22 protein-coding genes are annotated in these 18,068 nt (G+C 61.2%); 10 read left to right on the top strand and 12 right to left on the bottom strand.

Annotated features, from left to right (window positions below; translation table 11 throughout):
* Window positions 1–11: 11 nt before the first annotated feature.
* Window positions 12–278, bottom strand: a complete 267-nt coding sequence (locus tag AB4Z24_RS05005; protein WP_441706297.1) for a hypothetical protein — start codon at window positions 276–278, stop codon at window positions 12–14.
* A gap of 290 nt (window positions 279–568) precedes the next feature.
* Between AB4Z24_RS05005 and AB4Z24_RS05000 the strand changes: the two genes are divergently transcribed.
* From AB4Z24_RS05000 to AB4Z24_RS04970, 7 genes are all read left to right on the top strand, one after another.
* Window positions 569–1,108 carry an adenine phosphoribosyltransferase gene (locus AB4Z24_RS05000; protein ID WP_441706296.1) on the top strand — a complete coding sequence of 180 codons (540 nt, stop codon included), beginning with the start codon at window positions 569–571 and terminating at the stop codon, window positions 1,106–1,108.
* Between the two features lie 9 nt (window positions 1,109–1,117).
* Entirely contained in the window at window positions 1,118–1,339 is a 222-nt protein-coding gene (locus AB4Z24_RS04995) for a hypothetical protein (RefSeq protein WP_441706295.1), read from the top strand.
* A gap of 2 nt (window positions 1,340–1,341) precedes the next feature.
* The gene (locus AB4Z24_RS04990) at window positions 1,342–2,052 is read left to right on the top strand and encodes an alpha/beta fold hydrolase (RefSeq protein WP_441706294.1); all 711 of its coding nucleotides are present in this window, start codon (window positions 1,342–1,344) and stop codon (window positions 2,050–2,052) included.
* Entirely contained in the window at window positions 2,042–3,142 is a 1,101-nt protein-coding gene (gene mtnA, locus AB4Z24_RS04985) for an S-methyl-5-thioribose-1-phosphate isomerase (protein ID WP_441706293.1), read from the top strand. The genes AB4Z24_RS04990 and mtnA overlap by 11 nt, the downstream gene beginning before the upstream one ends.
* 5 nt (window positions 3,143–3,147) lie before the next feature.
* Window positions 3,148–3,819: a class II aldolase/adducin family protein gene (locus AB4Z24_RS04980; RefSeq protein ID WP_441706812.1), complete on the top strand. Its 672-nt coding sequence runs from the start codon at window positions 3,148–3,150 to the stop codon at window positions 3,817–3,819.
* Between the two features lie 129 nt (window positions 3,820–3,948).
* Window positions 3,949–5,457, top strand: coding sequence for a catalase (locus AB4Z24_RS04975; protein WP_441706292.1), 1,509 nt, complete (start codon window positions 3,949–3,951; stop codon window positions 5,455–5,457).
* 146 nt (window positions 5,458–5,603) lie between these two features.
* Window positions 5,604–6,008, top strand: coding sequence for a plasmid stabilization protein (locus AB4Z24_RS04970; protein ID WP_441706291.1), 405 nt, complete (start codon window positions 5,604–5,606; stop codon window positions 6,006–6,008).
* A gap of 29 nt (window positions 6,009–6,037) precedes the next feature.
* Here the strand turns inward: AB4Z24_RS04970 and AB4Z24_RS04965 are convergent, their stop codons facing one another.
* The 6 genes from AB4Z24_RS04965 to AB4Z24_RS04940 all read right to left on the bottom strand — a co-directional run bounded on the left by AB4Z24_RS04965 (window position 6,038) and on the right by AB4Z24_RS04940 (window position 10,626).
* On the bottom strand, window positions 6,038–6,652 hold the full coding sequence (locus AB4Z24_RS04965) for a hypothetical protein (RefSeq protein ID WP_441706290.1): 615 nt from the start codon (window positions 6,650–6,652) through the stop codon (window positions 6,038–6,040).
* Window positions 6,653–6,749: 97 nt separating this feature from the next.
* Window positions 6,750–6,992 carry a DUF3297 family protein gene (locus tag AB4Z24_RS04960; protein ID WP_441706289.1) on the bottom strand — a complete coding sequence of 81 codons (243 nt, stop codon included), beginning with the start codon at window positions 6,990–6,992 and terminating at the stop codon, window positions 6,750–6,752.
* A gap of 12 nt (window positions 6,993–7,004) precedes the next feature.
* Window positions 7,005–8,102 carry a redox-regulated ATPase YchF gene (gene ychF / locus AB4Z24_RS04955; protein WP_441706288.1) on the bottom strand — a complete coding sequence of 366 codons (1,098 nt, stop codon included), beginning with the start codon at window positions 8,100–8,102 and terminating at the stop codon, window positions 7,005–7,007.
* A 93-nt stretch (window positions 8,103–8,195) separates the two neighbouring features.
* Window positions 8,196–8,924, bottom strand: a complete 729-nt coding sequence (locus AB4Z24_RS04950) for a hypothetical protein (protein ID WP_441706287.1) — start codon at window positions 8,922–8,924, stop codon at window positions 8,196–8,198.
* 49 nt (window positions 8,925–8,973) lie between these two features.
* Window positions 8,974–9,720 carry an aminoacyl-tRNA hydrolase gene (pth, locus tag AB4Z24_RS04945; RefSeq protein ID WP_441706286.1) on the bottom strand — a complete coding sequence of 249 codons (747 nt, stop codon included), beginning with the start codon at window positions 9,718–9,720 and terminating at the stop codon, window positions 8,974–8,976.
* Window positions 9,721–9,888: 168 nt separating this feature from the next.
* Window positions 9,889–10,626 carry a 50S ribosomal protein L25/general stress protein Ctc gene (locus tag AB4Z24_RS04940; RefSeq protein ID WP_441706285.1) on the bottom strand — a complete coding sequence of 246 codons (738 nt, stop codon included), beginning with the start codon at window positions 10,624–10,626 and terminating at the stop codon, window positions 9,889–9,891.
* A 283-nt stretch (window positions 10,627–10,909) separates the two neighbouring features.
* Here AB4Z24_RS04940 and AB4Z24_RS04935 point away from each other — a divergent pair, with 283 nt between their 5' ends.
* Window positions 10,910–11,332: a Fur family transcriptional regulator gene (locus AB4Z24_RS04935; protein ID WP_441706284.1), complete on the top strand. Its 423-nt coding sequence runs from the start codon at window positions 10,910–10,912 to the stop codon at window positions 11,330–11,332.
* A 277-nt stretch (window positions 11,333–11,609) separates the two neighbouring features.
* A complete protein-coding gene (locus AB4Z24_RS04930) occupies window positions 11,610–12,161 on the top strand; it encodes a GNAT family N-acetyltransferase (RefSeq protein WP_441706283.1) in 552 nt (183 codons plus the stop codon).
* A 124-nt stretch (window positions 12,162–12,285) separates the two neighbouring features.
* On the opposite strand, the gene AB4Z24_RS04925 is transcribed toward AB4Z24_RS04930, so the two are convergent.
* The 5 genes from AB4Z24_RS04925 to lgt all read right to left on the bottom strand — a co-directional run bounded on the left by AB4Z24_RS04925 (window position 12,286) and on the right by lgt (window position 17,456).
* Window positions 12,286–13,278, bottom strand: coding sequence for a ribose-phosphate pyrophosphokinase (locus AB4Z24_RS04925; protein ID WP_441706282.1), 993 nt, complete (start codon window positions 13,276–13,278; stop codon window positions 12,286–12,288).
* Window positions 13,279–13,398: 120 nt separating this feature from the next.
* A complete protein-coding gene (locus tag AB4Z24_RS04920) occupies window positions 13,399–14,433 on the bottom strand; it encodes a hypothetical protein (protein WP_441706281.1) in 1,035 nt (344 codons plus the stop codon).
* A 242-nt stretch (window positions 14,434–14,675) separates the two neighbouring features.
* Window positions 14,676–15,464 carry a peptidoglycan editing factor PgeF gene (gene pgeF / locus AB4Z24_RS04915; RefSeq protein WP_441706280.1) on the bottom strand — a complete coding sequence of 263 codons (789 nt, stop codon included), beginning with the start codon at window positions 15,462–15,464 and terminating at the stop codon, window positions 14,676–14,678.
* 13 nt (window positions 15,465–15,477) lie between these two features.
* On the bottom strand, window positions 15,478–16,620 hold the full coding sequence (locus AB4Z24_RS04910; RefSeq protein WP_441706279.1) for a class I SAM-dependent methyltransferase: 1,143 nt from the start codon (window positions 16,618–16,620) through the stop codon (window positions 15,478–15,480).
* Window positions 16,617–17,456: a prolipoprotein diacylglyceryl transferase gene (gene lgt, locus AB4Z24_RS04905; protein ID WP_441706278.1), complete on the bottom strand. Its 840-nt coding sequence runs from the start codon at window positions 17,454–17,456 to the stop codon at window positions 16,617–16,619. Before lgt ends, AB4Z24_RS04910 begins: the two co-directional genes overlap by 4 nt.
* Before the next feature lie 208 nt (window positions 17,457–17,664).
* Here lgt and AB4Z24_RS04900 point away from each other — a divergent pair, with 208 nt between their 5' ends.
* Window positions 17,665–17,943 (top strand): accessory factor UbiK family protein, encoded by a 279-nt coding sequence (locus tag AB4Z24_RS04900; protein ID WP_441706277.1) that lies wholly within the window; start codon window positions 17,665–17,667, stop codon window positions 17,941–17,943.
* Window positions 17,944–18,068 lie beyond the last annotated feature (125 nt).

The raw sequence follows: 18,068 nt of genomic DNA, 5'->3' as shown, positions 1-18,068 counted from the left end.
CGTGGGGTTGCTCAATTCGGGAAGCTGATCAGGATCTTCATCTTGATCAGCGCCGGAAAGACCGCCTCCAAAGCCGCGCCCATCACCCATAGGATTGCGCCGAGCAGGAAAAGTGCCGGGATACTCGCAACTACAGCCTTCAGAAAGAAGGTGACGAGATCGACGAAAGGCACATCGAACCGGCGCACCGTAGCGGGAACCGGATCTTTGCCGGTGTCCGGTTCGTCCGTCGCGTAGATCTGTGGCCGCGGGCTAGAGCTGCGCTCCGCTGCTCCCATGGGCAAGCTCGGGGCCGCCGCACGCTCCTGGGCCGCGCGTTCACGGGCCTCTCTGGCTCGGGCCTCCTTTTCGCGGCGAAAAGTCCTCGGCAGGTCCTCTCCATCATCCGAGAGGGGGTCGAAATCGGGGCTGGCCGTTGCGGAGGGGCCTTGGGCTGCCATCGCGAAGTCCTTTAAGAGCGTGTCATAAGCCTGCGCAGAATCATTCAGCACATGCGCGTTGCTCTAAAACTACCTAGAAGTAAGAGATATTGCTATTTTGCGCCGTCAATTTGGCGGGAGTGAGCCACGTGAAGAACCTCGACGGTCTTGAAGAGCTTATTCGAACGATCCCCGATTATCCCAAACCCGGCATCATGTTCCGGGACATCACCACGTTGCTCGCCGATCCCATTGGGCTCAAAAAGGCCATCAAGGGAATGGCGAAGCCGTTCGAGGATGGCAAAGTGGACGCGGTCGCCGGCATCGAAGCGCGAGGCTTTATCCTCGGCGGCGCCATCGCCGATCGTCTCGAATGCGGGTTCATTCCGATCCGGAAGAAGGGCAAGCTGCCTTGGAAGACCATCGGACAGGAATATTCGCTCGAGTATGGCGTCGACGTGATCGAGATTCATGAGGACGCCGTGGAGCCGGGTTCGCGCGTGCTCATCGTCGACGATCTGATTGCGACAGGCGGCACCGTGGAGGCTGCCGTGAAGCTCATTCAGCGTTCGGGTGGAAACGTCGTCGGCGCAACATTCATTGTGGATCTTCCCGATCTCGGCGGCATGCAGCGGCTTGAGGCTCTCGGTGTTGCCCGTCATGCACTCGTCGAGTTCGGAGGGCATTAGGGGTTCCCATTGGACCTGCCGAAAGAACATCTGAGAGATGCGCTGGATCGGATCGCCGCCTGGCGGACCGATCCTGACTCGGCGCTCCCGTGCCCCGTCTGCGGAGCATCCGGTGTCGAGATCATCGACCGGTCAGCGCGGCCCTACTCGGAATGGTACGCGCTGCGCTGCGCGCGATGCGGCCTCGATACCGCTCTTCATATTCCGTTGGCTGGTCCTGCAGCGTATTGAGCATGGCGAATGACGCGCCCGAGATCGTGCTACTGCCGGGTCTCGATGGGACGGGCGATCTGTTCGATCGCGTCGTTCCATATCTCGCACGCGATTTCACGGTGACAGTTGTCCGCTATCCGCCTGACCCGACGCTTGGATATGCGGGCTACGTCGAGTTGGTTCGTAACGCAATCGGTAGCCGGCCGGTCTACGTGCTGGGTGAATCGTTCTCCGGACCAGTCGCTGTGCTCATTGCGGCGCAACTCGGAGCGCAAGTGCAGGGTATCGTGCTCGCAGCGTCGTTCGTCAAAAACCCATGGCCGGGCTGGCTCATTCGCAGGTCTACCCGCGTCGACCCGCGCGCAACGCCGCCAAACATAAGGAATGCCATTCTCATGGGGCCCTACGGCGACGGGGAGCTTCGGGACGAGGTCGAGAAAATCGTTCAGGCTCTGCCGCGTCCGGTGCGGAACGCCCGGCTTCGCGCCGTGGCGGAAGTCGATGTCGAGGCGGACTTTATGCGGCTCAACTGTCCGATCCTGGCACTGCACGGACGCTCCGACTGGCTGGTGCGCAAATCGCTCATGCAGAAAGTCATCGGCGAAAAGGGACGGGCGCGTATGATCGTCTTCCCGGCGGCGCATATGCTACTGCAGACGCAAGCGGCGGCGGTCGCCACGGAAATCATTGAGTTCACAAAATCATCGGCGGAGGAGAACTATGAAGCTTGATGGGATTCCCTCGCGCACGATCTGGCTCGAAGCCGACGGGTGGTCGGCCGGCATCATAGATCAGACGGTGCTGCCGCATAAGCTCGTGCGATTGACGCTCAAGACGGTCGAGGAAGCTGCTCACGCCATCAAAGCGATGCAAGTGCGCGGCGCGCCGCTGATCGGCGTGACCGCGGCTTATGGCGTGGCGCTCGCGATGCGTGCCGATCCGTCCGACGTGAACCTTGAACACGCGGTCAAGTTTCTCGGCGAACAAAGGCCGACGGCCGTCAATCTGCGCTGGGCTCTTGAAGATCTTCGGGCGACGCTCGCTCCGCTTCCGCCAAGGTCGCGCGCGGAAGCGGCTTATGCCCGTGCCGGCGAACTGGCGGAAGAAGATGTCGAGACGTGCCGGCGGATCGGCGTCAACGGGCTTCAGCTGATCCGAGACATTGCGGAGAAGGCCGGCGGTCGCCCGGTCAACGTTCTCACCCATTGCAACGCCGGGTGGCTCGCCTGCGTCGACTGGGGAACGGCGACTTCGCCGATCTATCAGGCGCATGACGCGGGCATTCCGGTTCATGTCTGGGTCGACGAAACACGGCCGCGCAATCAGGGCGCGGCACTGACCGCATTCGAGCTTCTGCAACACGGCGTTCCGCATAGTCTGATCGCCGACAACGCGGGCGGTCATTTCATGCAGCGCGGCGATGTCGATCTCGTCATCGTCGGGACGGACCGGGTGACGGCCAATGGCGATGTCGCGAATAAGATCGGGACGTATCTCAAGGCGCTTGCGGCGAAGGATACGGGCGTGCCGTTCTATGTCGCGCTTCCCTATTCCACCATCGACTGGCGGACGGATAAGGGCGCGGACATTCCGATCGAAGAACGGAGCGAGGACGAAGTTCTGCGGGTGCAGGGCAAGCTTTCGAATGGCGATGTCGGGTCGGTCCTCATCGCGGCGGACGGAACGCGTGCTCGAAATCCGGCTTTCGACGTGACGCCCGCAAGGCTCGTGACCGGGTTCATTACCGAGCGTGGCATTTGTCCGGCGTCGCGCGAAGGGCTTCTGTCGCTTTACCCCGAGAAGACGAGCGCAGCAGCGTGACGGGCGTGAAACGGGTCAGCGAAAAAGCGCTGAGGAAAGAGATCATCGCAACGGCGCTGTCGATGAGCCGTTCAGGGCTGACGGCTGCGCGATCCGGCAACGTCTCGTGCCGTTTCAAGGATGGGATGCTCATCACGCCATCCGGAAAGCGCTACGAGGAGACGGAGCCGGAAGACATCGTCTTCGTCGCAGCGAACGGCAGCGTTCCGAGGGGGCAAGGAAAGCCCTCGAGCGAATGGCATTTTCACCTTACCGCGTATCATGCACGCCCGGACCGTAGCGCTGTCGTGCACACGCATTCGACGCATGCGACAGTTCTCGCTTGCGCGCATAAATCCATTCCGGCGTTTCATTACATGGTGGCGGTCGCGGGCGGGAAAGACATTCCGTGCGTGCCTTACGCGACATTCGGAACGGAAGAACTCGCGCGACATGTTGCTGCGGGACTGAAGGATCGCGACGCCTGTCTCATGGCCAATCACGGTCAAATTGCGCTTGGCAGATCGCTCACTTACGCGCTCGAACTTGCCATTGAAGTGGAAGTCCTCGCGGAGCAGTATTACAAACTTCTGAGTACTGGCACTGAGCACTTACTCAGCGACGCCGAAATGCGAAAAGTCGTCGAGAAATTCAAGGATTACGGCAAGAACACCGAACTGGATCAAGCGGATAATTAGTTTGGGCGCATTTGTGAGTTTGGAACCACTATAAGATTGTCTTATAAGAATTTCCTGAAAAAAAGATTTGAGGCGAAAGTTTTTCTGATCTAGTCCGGTTTCTGTTTCCTCCAGGAAGGACTTCTTACGATGACCGACACTCGGAAATTAACGACAACTGCTGGCGCCCCCATCGCGGACAACCAGAATTCGCTGTCAGCAGGGCCGCGCGGCCCGCTGCTTATGCAGGATTACCAGCTGCTCGAGAAGCTTGCGCACCAGAACCGCGAGCGCATTCCCGAGCGTACGGTTCACGCCAAGGGCTGGGGCGCTTTCGGTACCCTCACCATCACGGGCGACATTTCGAAGTACACAAAGGCCGCGGCCCTGCAGCCGGGTGCCAAAACCGAGATGCTGCTGCGCGGCTCGACCGTCGCCGGCGAACTCGGCGCCGCCGACGCCGAGCGCGACGTGCGCGGCTTCGCGCTCAAGTTCTACACGAGCGAGGGCAACTGGGATCTCGTCGGCAACAACACGCCGGTGTTCTTCGTTCGCGATCCTTACAAGTTCCCCGACTTCATCCATACCCAGAAGCGGCATCCGAAGACGAACATGCGTTCGCCGACGGCGATGTGGGATTTCTGGTCGTTATCGCCGGAAAGCCTGCATCAGGTGACCATCCTGATGTCAGACCGCGGTCTTCCGACCGACCTTCGCCACGTCAACGGCTACGGCTCGCACACCTATTCGCTGATCAACGCGAAGAACGAGCGCGTGTATGTGAAATTCCACTTCAAGACCCTGCAGGGCCATAGGCACTGGACGAACAAGGAAGCGACCGAGATCGTCGGTCATACCCGTGAATCGACCCAGGAAGACCTGTACTCCGCAATCGAGAAGGGTGATTTTCCGAAGTGGAAGGCTCAGGTCCAGATCATGCCGGAGGCCGACGTCGGCAAGCACTGGTACAATCCGTTCGACCTCACCAAGGTTTGGCCGCACGCCGACTATCCGCCGATCGACATCGGCGTGATGGAGTTGAACCGTAATCCCGAAAATTACTTCGCCCAGATCGAGCAGGCGGCGTTCTCGCCGTCCAACATCGTGCCGGGCATTGGCTTTTCGCCAGACAAGATGCTGCAGGCGCGCATCTTCTCGTATGCCGACGCGCACCGCTATCGCCTCGGCACGCACTACGAACATCTGCCCGTGAACGCGCCGAAGTGCCCGGTCCATCACTATCACAAGGATGGTCCGATGAACTTCTTCGGTCAGCAGACCGGCGTTACGGATGCCTACTACGAGCCGAACTCGTTCAACGGGCCGGCCGAAGACAAGTCGGCTGCGGAACCGCCGCTCGCGCTTTCGGGCGATGCCGAGCGCTATAACCATCGCGACGGCAACGACGATTATCGCCAGGTGACGGCGCTCTTCAACCTGTTCAACAAGGATCAGAAGGCGCGGCTCTTCAACAACATCGCGGAAGCGATGTGGGGCATTCCGGATTTCATCACCGAGCGGCAGCTCGGGCACTTCAAGAAGGTGCATCCGGACTATGAGGCAGGCGTGCGCTCGGCTCTCGAGCACATGACGCGCCAGAAGGCTTCGGAGACCGCTCAGCAACAGAAGATGCCGCAAGGCGCGGAAGCTGCTGAATAGGCGGATTTCATTCCCGGCAACGAAAAAGGCCCTGCTCGATGCGGGGCCTTTTTTATTCAGCGGGCTTCCTATGACGACTTCTTGCAACCTCTGAAGGTGTTGCAGCGTTGCTCTGGCAGCGCTCAATGTAATGAGGAGGAGCGAACATGCCGCGTGGAGACAAATCCAGCTACACCAGCAAACAGAAACGCCAAGCCGAACACATCGAAGAAGGCTACGAGAGGCGTGGCGTTCGAAAGGGCGAAGCCGCAAGGCGCGCCTGGGCCACGGTTAACAAGGAAACCGGCGGCGGCAAGAAGAGCGGTTCCGGCCGCGGCAAGAAGATGTCGACTGCATCTTCGCGCCGGGGAGGCAAGATCGGCGGCAAAGCCGCCGCTGCGCGTCCTGCGGCTGCCCGGAAGGCTTCGGCTGTGCGTGCCGCTGCTACCCGCAAACGTTCGGCAGCCCGCCCGACCGCAGCCGCCCGGAAGGCGGTGGCGACGCGTTCGACAGCTGCCCGCAAGGCTGCTGCCAAGAAAGGTGCCGCGACGCGGAGGCGGCGTGCGAGTTGATGTGATGCGACCGAAGCGCCGGTCGCCCTTTATCTGGTCGGCATTTCTATGGTCTGATTAATCCGAACGGTATCGTGTCGGGTAACCGAATACGTTGTAAAGATCGTTGCGATGCCCATCGCAACGATCGCTCCAATGGTACAATTGTAAAAACGACGTAACTTGTATTCGGCAGAGGTTTTTTTGGCTGGGCTCACAGCATCTGAATCCGAAATCGCTCTCTTGGACCGGCTGTGAAAGGTAATTGATTCCGCCAATCCCCTTTCGACGCCCATCAGCTCTTTGAATGCTTTTGTTCGTTCAATGTTTTGCGTGAATGCTACGCTGCCGCGCAGCATTCTGTGATGCAAGTGAACGTCCAGAAATTTGGTCATCGCGATTGCGATCCCAGCAAGGATCATGATCAATCCGGCGAGATGTGTTGCGTAATCGTATCCTCGATAAGGGACCGAGAGCTTCGCCTCTGGAAACTGCGTGAGAAGTGTGACCGCCAAAGCTAGGCCGCCAACCCCAGCGGTCATTCCCATTTGGCGTGTCTTGTGTGAGATATCGGTGAAGGATTGAGTTACACGGATAGATTCCTTCCAAACCTCGAGCCGAAGCCTCAGTAGTTCGGGAGAATCAGTTCCGAGTTCTGCTTCCATGCTGCGATTTTCGTCCGTGATCGTCGCATCGGCAAGATCCGGTGGTTAATCGCCTTTGGATATCTGTGATTATAACTCTAGAAGAATCTAAGATTCCTCATTCTGCCGCGCGGAAGTACGGCTCGACCTTGCCTTTGAGCTTCAGCGTCATCGGCCGGCCAGCGCGATCTTTGGCGTTGCCGGCTGCGACGCGAATCCAGCCTTCGCTCACGCAGTATTCCTCGACGTTCGTCTTCTCGACGCCGTTGAAGCGGATGCCGATGTCGCGCTTCAGGATGTCTTCATTGAAGTAGGGGCTTTTCGGATCGTTGCTGAGCCGGTCGGGAAGCTCTGTGGACATGGCTATCAACCCCTAGTTCGCAAATCGGAAGTGCATGACGTCGCCGTCCTGGACGACGTATTCTTTGCCTTCGAGGCGCATTTTTCCAGCTTCCTTCGCGCCCGTCTCACCGTTGCCGGCGACGTAGTCGGGATAGGCGATGGTTTCGGCGCGGATGAAGCCCTTCTCGAAGTCCGTGTGGATGACGCCGGCGGCCTGCGGCCCCTTCGTTCCACGCGTGATCGTCCAGGCGCGGGCTTCTTTCGGCCCGACGGTGAAATACGTCACGAGGTCGAGCAGGCTATACCCGGCGCGGATGAGGCGGTTGAGGCCGGGCTCTTCGAGACCCATTTCGGCGAGGAATGCATCGCGGTCTTCCGGCGCCAGACCCGCAAATTCGCTTTCGATCTTGGCCGAGATCACGACGACGGCTGCACCTTCCGCCTTGGCGCGCTCTTCGACCTGCTTCGAATAGGCGTTGCCGTTCGCGGCGGCGCTTTCTTCGACGTTGCAGACGTAGACGACGGGCTTCGACGTCAAAAGCTGCAGCGCGCGGAAGGCGGGCATCTCTTCGGGTGTCATCTTGGCGAGGCGCGCGGGCTTGCCTTCACGGAGAAGCTGCAACGGCTTCTCCATCACCGCGTATTGTGCCTTGGCTTCCTTGTCGCCCGTCTTGGCCTTCTTCTCGATTTGCGAGATGCGCTTCTCGAGGCTTTCGAGATCGGCAAGCATCAGCTCGGTTTCGACGACGTCGGCGTCGGCCAGCGGATCTATGCGGTTCTCGACGTGAGTGACGTCTTCATCGACGAAGCAGCGCAGCACGTAGGCCACGGCATCAACTTCGCGGATGTGAGAAAGAAACTTGTTGCCGAGGCCTTCGCCCTTCGAGGCGCCGCGCACGAGACCTGCGATATCGACGAAGGTCAGACGCGTCGGAATGATTTCTTTGCTGCCCGCGATCTTCGCCAGCGTGTCGAGGCGGGCGTCGGGAACGGCGACCTCGCCGACGTTGGGTTCGATCGTGCAGAACGGATAGTTGGCTGCCTCCGCCTGCGCGGTTTGCGTCAGCGCGTTGAAGAGGGTCGACTTGCCGACGTTCGGCAGGCCGACGATGCCGCATTTGAAGCCCATGGCGGGGAGATGTCCGGTTGAGTTGCTGCCGTCGGGTTAAGCGAGCGGCGCCCTAATGTGAAGCCTTATAGGCTGCTTCTGCGGCCCTATGGCTCACCGCGTGAACTTCGCAAACGCAAAAGCCGAATAGCGCGATGGGGCCGGCAGGTTGGTCGTGTAGGACATCGCCTCCGCGAGCGCTTCGGAAATATGCGTGCCCTGATCGACCTGGCGGACCGCGATTACGATGAACGGGCGCTGCCAGCTGGTGTCTGTATCTTCGCAATCGGCGCAGGGATCGACGTAGCGTCCGAGGTTCAAGGTCCACATAGGAATGCGCTCGCCGAGAGCTTCCTGCACCCACTGTGCGGTGCGGACGGCGCGCTCGCCGCCGCGCTGCTCCTCGCGCGCGACATCGCCTTCCTGGCTCGCAAGGCCGACGGCGATCAGGCCGCGTGCTGACCCCAATCCCTCGCGGAGCTGAGGCGCCAGAACCTCTTCCTGAATTTCCTGGGGCGAGAGGCGGCGGTCGTCCTTCGCGAGTTCGGTCGTCGAGCCGCGGACCCAGCCATAGTTCTTGGTGAGGACGACGACGTCGAACAGGGCACGGCGTCCGGCCCGGTCGTTGCCTTCGATGGGGAAGACGAGCGTGCGGTCGTTCCATCGCTTGGCGAAGATGCGGCGGACGCCGGTTTTGTCCTTGTCGGCGGAGTTATAGGCGTCCCAGCCGACAGCGGTGAAAACGCCGACCGTGAACAGGAGGATGAGCGCGCCGACGATCGTCTGGAGGGTACCGTCCGTACGCGAGCCGCTCGAATAGCTCTCTTCCTGATATTCGGACATGACGCTTAACCCCCGAAATCCAGACGCGTAAGTGTGCGTGACGAAACGATCACGAGCCGTCGCCGGATTTTCGCGCGCCCAGCCATTTTTTCAAGTTCTCGGCCAATGCCGACTGGCGTTTGGAGGCGCGTTCACCGGCGGGGTGTGGCCCTGATGCCTGCTTTTTAGGGGCGCGCGGTTCTTCTTCCCGGGAAGTGCGTTCGTTTTTGCGTGCGGGGGCCTCAGGCTCGTCCTGGCTCAGGCGCGCGACGTCGCTCAGGAAGCGGGCGTCGTCGCCTTTGGCAAGGTAGCCCGCGGCGTCGGCAACGGCATCGAGCAGCGCGTTGACCCATTCGCGATCGGATTTTGCAAAGTCGTTCAGGACGTGATGGATGACGACATCCTTCGAGCCTGGATGGCCGATGCCGAGGCGCACGCGCTTATACTCGTTCTCGATGTGCGCCGAGATCGAGCGAAGGCCGTTGTGACCGGCATTGCCGCCGCCAGTCTTCACTTTCACCTTGCCGGGGGCAAGATCGAGCTCGTCGTGAAAAACGTAGACGTCGTCGAGCGGAATTTTGAGAAAGCGCTGGGCTTCGCCGACGGCGCGGCCGCTTTCGTTCATGTAGGTTTCAGGCTTCAGAAGCGTGACGCGTTCGCTGCCGATCGAGCCTTCCGAGACGAGGCCCTGGAACTTCTTTCGCCAGGGGCCGAAGCCGTGGCGTTCGGCGATGCGATCGACCGCCATGAAACCGATGTTGTGGCGATTGGCGCGATATTTCTCGCCAGGATTACCAAGTCCGACGAAGAGCTTCATTTTGGTGGCGCCTTCCGACTTGCCTCCGGCAAGCCGGCCGGAAGGCGCGCGCTTCGCGGAGGTAATTGTGACGCGCCTGGCTTTGCGCTTCGCGGAGCTGCCGATGGGGCGCGATTTCCGCCGTGAAGACCGGCGCGATCACAGGACCGCGCCGGTTTCGTGATCGTCTTACTTCTTCGCTGCGGGCTTGGCGGCAGGTGCCGCCTTGGCAGCAGGAGCAGCCTTGCTGCCGGCAGCAGCTGCGGGTGCCGCCTTGGCGCCGGCTGCGGGAGCCGCGCCCTTGGCGTCGGCGGCCGGTGCGGCAGCATCAGCCGTTGCGGTCGCTGCTTCGTCGTCACCCTTGAGCGCGCCTGCGATCGTTGCGATCGTGAAGTCGCGGTTTTTGATGACGGGCGAAACGCCTTCCGGCAGCGTGACTGCCGAGATGTGGATCGAGCGGCCGATTTCCATGCCTTCGAGGCTGACCTCGAAGAAGCGCGGGATCTTCTCGTAAGGGCAGTACACTTCGACATCGTGGCGAACGATGTTGAGTACGCCGCCGCGCTTCAGGCCGGGCGACAGCGTTTCGTTGACGAAGTGAACCGGGATCGAAACGCGGATGACGCCATCCTTGCCGACGCGCTGGAAGTCGACGTGAAGGGGGGTGTCGCGCACGGGATCGACCTGCACGTCGCGGGCAAGCACGATGTGCTTCTTGCCTTCGACGTCGAGTTCGATGGCCGTCGAGGTGAAGTGGCCGCGAAGGACCTGCTTCCAGAGCTCGTTGTATTCGAGGTTGATCGTTTCCGAGGGTTCGTGGTTGCCGTAAATAACGGCAGGTACACTTCCATCGCGGCGAGCTTGGCGTGCGGCCCCCTTGCCGGCACGCGGGCGCGCCGTAGCCTTGAGCGTGATGAGCTCAGACATGGCATCGTCTCCGAGTGTTGAAGCTCTCCTGCCTATCAGAAGAGCCAAATAGCCGCGTACCGGCCTCCAAGGGTGCCGGGCGGCGTCTCAGGAAGGTCTTCATGAGATTGCGCGTGTATACCCGGGGTTGCGCATAGGTGCAACGGCCCAAACGCGGGCGATTGCGCCCATACAAGGCTAACGGGAGCGGGCCGGGCCGCTGGAAAGTTGCCGCGAAAATCAGCATATTGGGGCAGATTTACCTCGCAAGCGATTATTGACCCCGTGACGGCGGGTAATGGAGATGGCTGGAGTGATCGCCAAAAAGTCTACGAAGCGCCGCAGCGCGGCCGACCAGGACAAGATCATTGTCGAGGCGCTGAGAGGCGTCGGGCGGCCTATGAGCGCCTATGAGCTGATCGAGGAGGTTCGGGGCAAGGGCGTCAGCGCGCCGCCGACGGTTTACCGGGCGCTCCAACGACTCATCGAGGATGGCCTTGCCCATCGGCTCGAAAGCCTTAACGCTTTCGTCGCGTGCGATCATCCGCACCATCACGGCAAGGCGGTATTCGCCATTTGTGACTCCTGCGGTACCGTTAAGGAATTCGACAATCCGGCTGCCGTCAAAAGCCTGCAGGCCTGGGCCGGGAAGAACGATTTCAAGGTGCGGTCGATGACGATGGAAATCCGCGGCCGCTGCGGCGACTGTGCGGCGGGCCACGATTAGCATTCGGGGCGAGAGGCGGGCGGGTTCTCCTCTGACCCGCGGCGATCGAGCCCTGCAGGCGGCGCAATCTGCCCGGCGCCAAAAGCGAAGCCGACCGGCGAATCCTCTCCGGCATCCCCCATGTGTTCACATCGCGTTGTCGCTGGCGGGATTGCTCTGCCGCATCCGGCGCTTGGGCGGGGATGGCAGCTACGATGCGGACTGGCGGCTGGCGGCGCGCCGATCTAAGGGGCAAGGCAGCACGCCTTCCTCGATAACAGCCCGATAGAGAGATTGAATGGACGCTATCGAGACCGGCCGACTAACGCTGAGGAATTTCAGGAAGGGAGATGCAACCGATCTGCTCGCGTATCTGCGCCAACCCCGGGCGAGTTGTTTCTTCTCGCTCAAGCTGGACGATCTTCACGAGGCGGAAGCAGAAGCGGAAGCGCGCAGCCGAAGCGATGAGCATATCGCCGTGTGCCTGCGAAGCACTGATAAGCTGATCGGTGATGTGTTCTGCATACTCGAGCCCCCTGATACATATTCCGTTGGGTGGAATTTCAACGCGGATTTCGCGGGCGCTGGGTTCGCCACAGAGGCTGCGCGGTCCCTTTTCGAATACCTGTTCTCAGTGAAACAAGCTCGTCGCCTATACGGCTACGTAGAGGAAAACAACATTGCTTCGCAGCGTTTGTGCGAAAGGTTAGGAATGAGGATGGAGGGACTTTTCAAAGAGTTCACATCCTTCGAGAAGGATGACGAAGGCGCCCCGATCTTCGTGAACACGATGCAGTACGCCATCCTGCGAAAAGAATGGGTGGCGCTACGATTACGGGACCGAACCTAGCGCGGCTCGCGCGGCGGGACGCCCTTGTCTCCCAAAGCGTTCGGTTGATCGTCGTGAATTGCGACCGGCTCTGTCCGGGTTAGGGGCGCGGGCGGTTGCTACACTTCCCCTCAAAGCCGAGGCGTCAGTAAAAGAGGCTTGAGACGCTTTCTTCGCGGCTCGTCCGCAGGATGGCTTCGCCGATCAGCGGCGCAATCGAGATCACGCGGATATTCTTCGCGGCTTTCACGGCTTCGGTCGGAAGGATCGAGTCGGTGATCACGAGCGATTTCAGGCGCGAATTCTGGATGCGGCTGACTGCGCCGCCTGAGAGGACAGCGTGCGAGATGTAAGCCGATACCTCCGTCGCGCCGTTCTTGAGCAAGGCTTCCGCCGCGTTCACGAGCGTTCCGCCTGAATCGATGATGTCGTCGATGAGGACGCAGCGCTTGCCGTCGACTTCGCCGATGACGTTCATCACTTCGCTTTCGCCCGGACGTTCACGGCGCTTATCGCAAATCGCGATCGGTGCGTTGATGCGCTTGGCGAGCGCGCGGGCGCGAACCACGCCGCCGACGTCCGGCGAGACGACGACAACGTCTTCAGTGCTGCCGAAGTGCTCTTCGATATCGCGCGTCATGACGGGCGCGGCGAAAAGGTTGTCTGTCGGGATGTCGAAGAAGCCCTGGATCTGTCCGGCGTGCAGATCGAGCGTCAGAACGCGGTCGGCGCCGGCGCGTTCGATGAGGTTGGCGACGAGCTTGGCGGAAATCGGTGTTCGGGGGCCGGGTTTGCGATCTTGCCGGGCATAGCCGAAGTAGGGGATGACGGCGGTGATCCGGCGGGCTGACGAGCGCTTCAGTGCGTCGAGCAGGATCAGCAATTCCATAAGGTTGTCGTTCGCGGGAAACGACGTCGACTGGATGACGAAGACATCCTGGCCGCGCACATTTTCCTGGATCTCGACGAAGATCTCCATGTCCGCGAAGCGCTTCACCTGGCCTTTGGCCATGGGAAGCTTCAGATATGAACAGATTGCGTCGGCTAGTGGCCGGTTACTGTTTCCCGCGACGATCTTCACGCCCAGCTTTCCCCGGCCATCCAAACTTCGAGCGTCAACCTTGGTGTCAAAAGGCATTTGCGCTCCAGAAGCCTCGTTATGCGCGGGCTTGTAGCAATTGGGCCCGGACTGTTCAACTGTCCGAGCCCAATGTTGTCATCGTTATGAAGCTTAAGGGTGATATCGCGCACAGTTTGCTTAATCTGTGCTCTTCGCCGGTAAAAGCTTGATAATTCCTTGTGCTGCCGCGGCCGCGGCCGCGTCAGCCGTCTTGCCCCAGGAGCCATCGAGCGAGCCCTGCGGTACTTCGTTCTTCTGCGACACGGTGCCAAGCTTCTTGCCGGATGGATCGATGACGTTCCAGTCGATCTGAATGGGCTGCTTGCCGTCCTTGCTCTGGCCCATCGCGACCTTGCCTTCGACCTTGTAGGCCTGGGCGTTGGGCGTCGTCGACAGAGCTAAGCCGCTCTTGGTCAGCTCGCGCTGGATGGCGGTCGTCAGCGTGGTGCTGCCGTCGCCAGGAGCGCCCGTCACCATCGGCACGATTGCCGTGATCGGTCCCGAGGTCGTGATGCTGCCGGTGGTCGGCGCGAGCGGCGCGGCGTTCGGCGCTGTCGGATAGGATGGGCTCGGCGCCGGGCCGGCGTTATTCGAGGCGACTACGGTCGAGGCTGCGCCGGGCGTCGAAGCGGTGTTCGCTGCGACCGGAACGCTGGCGCTCGCGGACAGCCAAGTCGCGATCTGCTTCGACGTCTTGTCGGCGATGCTCTGCACGACAGGCGCGGTAACGGCGGCCCAGGGATCCTTGCCGGCTCCGCCGATGATTTCTTCGCCGGTGATGCGATGGACGCGCTTGCCGCTCTGATCCGTGATGTCCCAGATGTAGGAGATCTTCGCCTTCGTCTTTTCGCGGGCGGCGACGATGTAGCCTCTCACGACGTACTCACCCGTCGCGTTGTTTGCGGTTGCAACCTGAATGCCGTTACGGCCGATCGACGAGGCGAGCTGCGCTTGCAGATCGCGAGCCACATTGTCCGGGGAACCGATGACAGGCGCGATCGCAATTTTTGCCGATTGCGCGGCAGCCGGGGCTGTGGTTGTGGGCGGAAGGGTCAGCGACGCCTGAGGTGTGTTTCCGCCGCCGCTCAAGATGTTCGACGCCGACTCGCAGCCGCCTAATCCCAACGTGGCGAAGGCGGCCAAGAGCGCTGCCCCGATCACCCGTAAACGCATTCCGCGCTCGCGCGCAGGCTCAAACGAAAAGGTCGTCAATGGACGTCCCCCCTTATCCAACCGCGACTTCCCGGCGGCCGGAAAACGCTACCCCCGCGGCCTGAACTCCCCTGAAAACTACCGGAACTGACCTTATCCCTCTAGATCAGCCTTTAACTACCCGTCCAGATGGCAGCCCGGTGAAACTGTTGTCAGGTCGTGCAAACGTAGGTCTCGGCTTGGCATTGCTGTGGATTGTGCAGTTACGCCACGACGATGGCAGAGATTTGTCGGCCGTAATCCGCCTCACCACGATGGGTTTTACGCCTGTAGCTGAAGAAAAGCGATTCGTTCTCGCGGGTGCACAGCGACAGGTTCTCGGTATTACTAACGCCCGCATCGACGAGGCGGCTCATGACGAAACCCGGCAAATCGAAGTGCGGTCGCGAGCTGTCGACATTTCGCGTAAAGAACCGGGAGTTTCCGGCGTCGCGTGACAGGAAGGCGGCTTCGAATTCGGGGCCGACCTCATAGGCGGCCTGGCCAATGCAGGGACCGACCGCGGCCGAGATACGCTCACGGCGAGCACCAAGGCGCTCCATTTCTCGGATGGCGCTATCGACGATCCCATCGAGCGCGCCGCGCCAGCCGGCGTGGGCGGCGGCGACGACGCCAGCTTCCCCGTCGGCAAGAAGAACCGGGGCGCAATCGGCCGTCAGGACGCCAATGACGAGGCCCGGGGTTCTCGAGACGACAGCATCGGCGTGGGGAAGGGCATCGCGGGACGGTGCCTCGGTGACTTCGAACGCGGTCGTGCCGTGCTCCTGGTAAAGCGTGATCACGCCGGGGCCGAATTTCAATTCGTCGCCACCGAGGTGCAAGCCGATGCGCCGCCGGTTCTCGATGACGCGGCTCTGATCGTCATTCGAGCCGAGGCCGCAGTTGAGGCTGTCGTAGAGGCCGGTCGAAAAACCTCCGTTGCGCGTGAAGAAGCCGTGTCGAATGCCGGTAACGGCGTGCAGATTTCGCGCTTCGACTGGTTTGAGCGTCATCAGAGGCCGGCTTTCATGGCATTGATCCAGAGGCTTCGCTTGTCGCGCGGGCCGCGCTGAATCCCGGTAGTGACGGCAAACCCGGCGAACGGGCGGCGAGCACCTTGAAGCGCGAGCCCATTCCGTTCGGCGCCAGGAGCCGCGCGACGCCCATCTCGATCTCGCCGGCGCGTGCAGGGTTGGCCGACATCAGCCGAGACGCCCTTTCAACGATGCCGAGAGAGCCGAGAAATTCCGCCTGGGTGACGGGGCCGTCGAGAACAAGGCCGGCGCGGTGCAGCGTGGAGGCGAGGTCGTAAAAATTGACGTGAACCGTCAGATCGGCTTGGCCGGGCGACGTCAAAGGCGATTCATACTTGTGCTCGCGGACCGCCTGCAGCGTGTCGCCGGCGGCGGGTGTCGTGTGACCATAATCGATCATCAGAAAGGCAACGGGGCCACGCTCGGCGAGGGCCTTCAGTGGTTCGGCGAGCTGGTCGAGGCGCTGGGATTCAATCACCGTTCCCGTCGGCGCATTCGGCAACAGGGCTTCGAACGCTTCGTGCGGGCAATTCTTGTCGATGCCAGCGAATTGCAATTCGCCCCTGGCATCGAGAATGACGCCGCGGATGTGCCAGCCGGATTCCGTTTTTACCCATTGAGCGACAGGCCAGGCATCTAGGAACTCATTGGCGAAGATGATTGCGGGCGGATTGAATTCATCGAGCTCGCGGCCCCAGCTCAGAACGTCGCGGAAGTCGGCGAGTGTCGTGCCTTGAATCTCGGCGAGGCCGTCGCTGCTTTCCACCAGATGGACGCGTGTGACCTTAGCGAAGCCCGGAACGATGCGGGCGGCGCGGAGCACGTCGCGCATCATCGTGCCGCGGCCTGGGCCGTATTCGACAAGCGTGACGGGATTGGGCGCGCCGAGCACGCCTTGCCAGACGACGCCCGCCCAGACGCCGATCAATTCGCCGAAGACCTGGCTGATGTCGGCCGCGGTGATGAAATCGCCCGCGGCACCGAACACGGGTTGCGTCCGGTAGTAGCCGTAGTCCGGGTCCCAAAGGCAGACGGACATGTAGGTCTGGACCGTCATCGGCCCGTCGCGGCGGATTCTCTCCTTGATCCGCCGGGACAGCGGCGTGTCGCGACGCAATCCAGTTTCCACGGTCACACGACAGCCTTTCCGGCAGCGCTCTTCCGGTTCGCAGTCCAGATCATATAGATGCCGAGCAGAAGCATCGGCACGCAATAGACTTGTCCGGCGGTGAAGGGACCGATGTTCAAGATGTGATCGGGTTCGGGCTCGCGGAAGAACTCGCAGATGCTGCGCGCGATCGCGTACCAGACGAGCCAGATGCCCGTTACGAGACCGGGCCGTTTCAATGCGAACAGACGATGGGTCGCGAACCTTATGATGACGAACATCACGAGGCCCTCGAGCAGTGCCTCGTAAAGCTGGCTCGGATGGCGCGGGTTCTCTCCGCCGTTCGGAAAGACCATGCCGACGTAGGCATCGGTGACGCGGCCCCAATGCTCCGAGTTGATGAAATTGGCGACGCGTCCGAAGAAAATGCCGATCGGCACGGCAGCGCAGCAGAGGTCCATCACCGAGCGGGCGCTGACCTTATAGATGCGGGCGAAGAGCAAGATGAGGAATGCGGAGGCGATGAGCGCTCCGTGGAAGCTCATCCCGCCTTTCCAGACCTTTATGATCTCGGCCGGGTTCGAAAAGTAAAAATCTGGATCGTAGAGCAGAACCTGACCGAGGCGGCCGCCGACGATGACAGCCCCGGTTATGTAGAGGAGAAGGTCGTCGACGCGCTCCAGCGTCATCGGCGGCTTGGCGTCGCGCCAGAGGTTCGGCGTCGATATCAGCCGGCGGATATACAGCCAGCCGAGCAGAAGCCCGGACATGTAAGCAAGGCCGTACCATTTGACTGAAATGGGGCCGAACTCGATCGCAACCGGGTCTATGTCGGGGAAGGTCAGAAGGGCGAGAGGTGTCATCGGCACTCCGAGCGAGGTTCGGCGATTGGCCGTTTCAGGGCCCTGAGAAAGCCTGAATGCGAAGCGTTGTTTGGGAACCCCTGAGCAAAGTCAAGCGGGCATCGTCGGCCGGTCCCTTGGCCCGCCGCGGCTCGGCGGCCGGGCTGAGCTTGCGGCCATCGGCGGCAATCGCCATAACTTGTGAACACCCTCAATTTCGAGACCCCAAATGACCCAGACGACGAACAGACTCTTCGACGACTTTGCCAAGCTCATGACGGACGCCGCCGGAGCAGCCGACGGCTTCAAAAAGGAGACGGAAGCGATCATCCGTGCCCAGGCCGAGAAGTTCCTGCGCGAAATGAACGTGGTGACGCGCGAAGATTTCGATGCGGTGCGCGAGATGGCGCAAAAGGCGCGTCAGGAAAACGAAGCGCTGGCGGTACGCATTGCCGCGCTCGAGGCACAGGTCACGCAGCTCTCGCTGCAAGGCACCTCTACCGTTTGAAGCATGCGCTCAAAGCATCCACAGATTAAGCGGCTTTTCACCAGCAAACGCCGCTGAACCGCCTTCCAGACCCCGGCGCGCCCGGGCTTTGCCACTTTGATCGTGGACAAGGTTTGCGCGCCGGT

It is taken from the genome of Hyphomicrobium sp. 2TAF46 (genome assembly GCF_052114865.1).
In the GTDB taxonomy this organism is placed as follows: domain Bacteria; phylum Pseudomonadota; class Alphaproteobacteria; order Rhizobiales; family Hyphomicrobiaceae; genus Hyphomicrobium_B.
This window is presented reverse-complemented; position numbering and strand designations above follow the sequence as displayed.